Origin of the sequence: Stieleria sp. (genome assembly GCF_041595215.1) — a bacterium.
In the GTDB taxonomy this organism is placed as follows: Bacteria; Planctomycetota; Planctomycetia; order Pirellulales; family Pirellulaceae; genus Stieleria; species Stieleria magnilauensis.
This window is the reverse complement of record NZ_JBFHKV010000611.1, coordinates 1-5127: the sequence shown is the minus strand read 5'-3', so window position 1 is coordinate 5127 and position 5127 is coordinate 1. Positions and strand designations below refer to the sequence as shown.

Genomic DNA, 5127 nt, shown 5'->3' with positions numbered 1-5127 from the left:
GACTTGGGCTACGGCGACCTGGGTTGCTATGGCCAGAAACTGATCCAAACGCCGCGATTGGATCAGATGGCCGCCGAGGGGATGCGGTTCACGGATTTTTACGCCGGCAGCACGGTCTGCGCGCCCTCACGCAGCGTCTTGATGACCGGGCAACACATGGGGCACACCCACGTCCGCGGCAACGCCGGCGGCCCCGACATGTCGAAACAGTCGCTGCGCAGCGAAGACGTGACGGTGGCGGAAGTTTTGAAAGACGCGGGCTATCAGACGGCGCTGTGCGGAAAGTGGGGACTCGGTGATGACACACTCGGTGGACGCGAGGGGTTGCCGCGACGGCAGGGTTTCGATTTCTTCTATGGCTATCTGAATCAGGTTCACGCCCACAACTATTACCCCGAATTCCTGTGGCGCAACGAGACCAAATCGCCGCTGCGCAACGTCGTCCAGCGAAACGATAAATCGTACGGTGGATTCACCGGCGGGTGGGCCACCAAGAAAGTCGACTACAGTCACGATTTGATCGCCGACGAAGCATTGGGGTTCATCAAGCGGAGTGCGGAAGACAAAGACAAACCCTTTTTTCTGTACCTGTCATTGACGATCCCGCATGCCAACAACGAAGGCACACGCGGCACCGGAGACGGTCAAGAAGTCCCCGACTATGGGCCGTACGCGGACAAGGACTGGAGCAATCCCGACAAGGGACAGGCGGCGATGATCACGCGCATGGACGCTGACGTGGGCCGGCTGTTGGACCTGCTGGACGAATTGCAGATTTCCAAAGACACCGTGGTGATGTTTTCCAGCGACAACGGCCCGCACGACGAGGGCGGCCACAATACCGAACGCTTTGACCCCGCCGGACCGCTTCAAGGCATGAAACGGGATCTGTTTGAAGGCGGCATTCGCGTGCCATTCATCGTCCGCTGGCCCGGCACCACGCCGGCCGGAACGACGTCCAGCCACATCGGCTACTTCGGCGACCTGATGGCTAGCGCCGCCGAGTTGGCCGGCGTTCGCTGCCCCGAGAAAACCGATTCGGTCAGCTTCGTTCCGACGATCACCGGCAACGCTGCCGAGCAGGCCAAGCACGATTACCTGTACTGGGAGTTTTACGAACGCGGCGGCAAACAAGCCGTTCGTGCCGGCAATTGGAAAGCGATCCGAATACCGATGCGAACCGGAAAGACACAGCTTTACGATCTCAGCCAAGACATCGGCGAAACCGAAAACCTGGCCGACAAGCACCCCGACATCGTCAAACGCATGGAAGCGATGATGACGGAGGCTCATACGCCGCACCCGAACTGGCAAGCGCGTTGAAGAATTCAGTACTGATGTTTTTTGGATGACGCGGAGGACCCATTGAATTGGGTTCTGAGCTTGTCCGCTCGTTACTCGCCGTGATGCCATGACCAAGCCGAACCGACCCGATCTCAGCCGCCGTGACGTCCTCAAGGGCGTCTCGGCGATTTCCGCGTTGGGTGCGCTGTCGCCGAACGCCATGGCGGATGACCGTGGCGCCGCCGAGCACTCGGGTGCCTCGCTGATTCGCCGGGAGAACGCGAAACCGGGGTCACGCGACTGGCAACTGACGCGGGTCCGTCTGGATTCACGCGACGGGGTTCGGGCGTCGAAGATCGAAGGGTATTGTTCGCGGCAAAGTGTGGCGGCCGGGGAATCGATCGACATCATGGTCTCGACCGACCCGGCACAAGCGTTCGTGGTTGAAATCTTTCGCACCGGATATTACGGCGGTCGCGGTGCCCGGTTGATGACGAAACTCGGCCCCTTTGACGGTTCGGTGCAGCCATTGCCGGAAGTCGGTGAAAAGCGGCTGCGCGAGTGTCGGTGGACGCCCTCGGTGACGCTGACGATTCCCGATGATTGGCCCAGCGGCGTGTACTTGGGTCGTCTTTCAACGCTGACCGATGCGACTGGATTCGGTTACTGGCAAAACTACGTCGTCTTCATCGTTCGGGACGACCGCCCCGCAGACATCTTATTGCAGTGCAGCGACAACACCTGGCAAGCGTACAACCAGTGGCCCGACGACTACTCCGTTTACACTCATCCCAAAGGCAACCAGGGTCCCTGGGCCGACGTCAGTTTCGATCGCCCCTACGGGATGTATCCCCAGATCTTTGAGAATCCGCAAACGATCGGGTCCGGGGAGTGGTTGTGTTTTGAGTATCCGCTGGCCTATTGGCTGGAAAAACATGGCTACGATGTGACGTATTGTTCCAACAGCGACATGCTGGCGCCGGATCGAGGCTTGAAGTGCAAGGCATTCATCAGCAATGGACACGATGAATACTGGGACATTCGGCAATACAACAGCGTCGTCAAGATGCGTGACGAAGGCGTCAGTTTGTTGTTCCTGTCGGGAAACTCCGTGTGCTGGGTCAGCCCGTTTCGCGAAAGCGTGGACGGCCGGGCAAACCGGATTTTGTTTCGCGGGGGACCGTACGGCGGTGATTACCGATGGGCCAAACTCCGTGAGCAACAACACGGTCCGTTTCCGCATCGCGGCCCCGACGAAGGTTATTTGATGGGCTCGCGAAACATTGATCCGGTCAACGGAGGCGGCGATTGGGTTTGTGCCCGACCGGATCACTGGATGTTTGAGGGGACGGGCATGAAGCGGGGCGAAGCGATCCCCGGCCTGATCGGCTGGGAGTATCACGGCGATCCGCCGGCGGACATCCCCGGTCTAGAAATCGTCGGCAAAGGGACGGCGCTGCAAGGCGGCGTGAATCCTCAGGCATGGACGTCGACGATCTATCCCGGACCGAAAGGCAACTTTGTCTTCAACGCGTCGACGATCTGGTGGTGCCAAGACCTGGCCAGTCCGCCGGGGCACTGGATCCCCTGGTCCCATTGGAGTCGCCCGCATGGGCCGGACGACCGTGTACAGCGAATCACCCACAACCTGCTGCGTCGGGCGATCGACAACGTGGCGTAAGCGTCCCGCTTGCGATCCGTCACGCTAACCCCTTCCGCCGTTGTTAGCGGTAGGGCGCGAGCCCTCCGGTCCTGCATCGCGCGTTCGAGCCGAAACCGGACGGCTCGCGCCGTTCCGCTGTCTCCTGAAGATCCGGGTGGCGGCCCGGCGCCCCGGTGGCGCCGGAGATCGCTAGAATAGATTTTCATCGCCCGGTGAACGGAAACGCTCGTGATCAACTCCACGGTGCAGGGACCGCAACGCCAGTGCTTCGTTTGCACGGGTCTGATCCATCCAGTCATCTCGACCTCACGGAATCCCTTCAATGACTTCTTTTCATCGTCCGCGTCTCGCGGTGATTGTGCCCGCTCTTCTCTGCTGCTCTGTCTTTTTCTGCGGTGGCGAGTCGGACGTCCAAGCCCAAACGCTGAAAGCCGACTTTGTTTCCAGTGGCATCGCGCGAAAGGTCGGCGGCTATCGTCCGATCCAATCCCAGATGGACCAGGAAGCCGACATCGTCGAGGTGGCACCGGAAGACCTGCAAGCACCCCGCTACGGATTCTTCAAAGTCGGCGATCAGAAGTGGGCCTACATCTTGGATGAGCCCGAAGAGGGCGACTCGAAACTGTACATCGACACCAACGACGATGGTGACTTGACCAACGACCCCGAACCGAAGTGGAAGTCCACCACGCAAGGGGAAAACACGATGTACAGCGGAAGCGGAGAAATCGACTTGGGGGATGGCAAGCTCGGCACGATCAATTTCTATCGCTTCGATCCGAACGACGAGCGCCGCCAATCACTCAAAGACACGATCCTGTTCTATACCGATTTTGGTTACGAATACACGTATGAATTGGACGGACAAGAATTCAGCACGTTCGTCAGCGGGGCGCCATCACCGACGACGCGACTTCCCGTCGATCGTGACGGAAATGGAAAAATCAGTCGTCGATTCGAAATGGCTTCCGTCGGCACTCCCTTCAACTTTACGGGCACAACCTATGTCTTCGAATTGAAAGACGGAGCACTCACGCTGAACGAAGCCGCCGAAGAACTGGAGCAAATGCAGATGCCACCAGATCTGACGGTCGGCAAACCCGCATTGACGTTCACCGCGACAACGATGGACGGCAAAGAGATCAACTTCCCCGATTCCTATGCGGGCAAGATCGTGATGTTGGATTTCTGGGCAACCTGGTGCGGTCCCTGTATCCGCGAGATCCCACACATGAAAAAGGCTTACGCGAACTGGCACGAAAACGGATTCGAGATCCTCGGCATCAGTTTTGATCGCGCCGACATGGAAGAGAAGATCCTGGCCTTTTTGGAAAAAAACGAACAACCGTGGCCACAGATTTACGAGGGTAAGTTGTGGGACACGACGCTCGGCAACATGCACGACGTCAGCGGCATTCCCTTTGTCCTGCTCGTCGACGGCGACAGCGGCGAAATCCTAGCCACCGCCAGACAACTGCGGGGACCGGGCCTGAGTGATTTCATCAAAGCCCAACTGGAACAGAAATTCGACATCGAACTCGAAGACAAACCGGACGAAGCCGAGCAGAGTGACAACGACAAGGATGACGACAAGGATGACGACAAGGATGAGAAGGATGGAGAGGACAAGGATGGTGATGAAGACGGAGATTCATAAACGGAGTCTCTGATCCGTAACCTTGCACCGAGGCGACGAGATGACCATGCAAGGGCCGAACGATCGTGATGCTCCACCGCAGGACGATGAACCGACCGTGGCCTTCGATGCGACGAAGGGCGATGCGTCACGAACGGTGTCCGACGCAAACACTCATTCAACCGCCGACGCACCACACTCCTTCGAATCGGAACACGTGGGAGACTATCGCTTGGTCGACGTGATCGGCGTCGGCGGGATGGGGATCGTTTACCGGGCCGAAGACCCGCGACTGCGTCGAACGGTCGCGTTGAAGGTCATGAAACCGGATGTTGCAGCCAACGAGATGGCCCGAAAACGATTCCTCCGCGAAGCCGAATCCGCGGCCCGAATCGATCACGAGAACATCGTGACGATCTATCAGGTCGGGGAGCACGAGGGCGTCCCGTTCATCGCGATGCGGCACCTGGTCGGGGAATCATTGCGACAGAAACTGAAACGCGAAGGCCGTATCGATCCGCGTGTCGTCGCCAACATCGGACGG

Annotated in this window: 4 protein-coding genes; all 4 read left to right on the top strand. The window is 58.8% G+C overall.

The genetic code is table 11. From position 1 onward, the window contains the following. Positions 1-1323: arylsulfatase (locus ABX749_RS21075; RefSeq protein WP_372897710.1), on the top strand; the 1323-nt coding region annotated here is incomplete at its 5' end. Between the two features lie 88 nt (positions 1324-1411). After that, the gene (locus tag ABX749_RS21070) at positions 1412-2965 is read left to right on the top strand and encodes a N,N-dimethylformamidase beta subunit family domain-containing protein (RefSeq protein WP_372897709.1); all 1554 of its coding nucleotides are present in this window, start codon (positions 1412-1414) and stop codon (positions 2963-2965) included. 304 nt (positions 2966-3269) lie between these two features. Next, complete coding sequence (locus ABX749_RS21065; protein WP_372897708.1) at positions 3270-4604, top strand: TlpA family protein disulfide reductase; 1335 nt, start codon at positions 3270-3272, stop codon at positions 4602-4604. 46 nt (positions 4605-4650) lie between these two features. Then, positions 4651-5127: serine/threonine-protein kinase (locus ABX749_RS21060; protein WP_372897707.1), on the top strand; the 477-nt coding region annotated here is incomplete at its 3' end.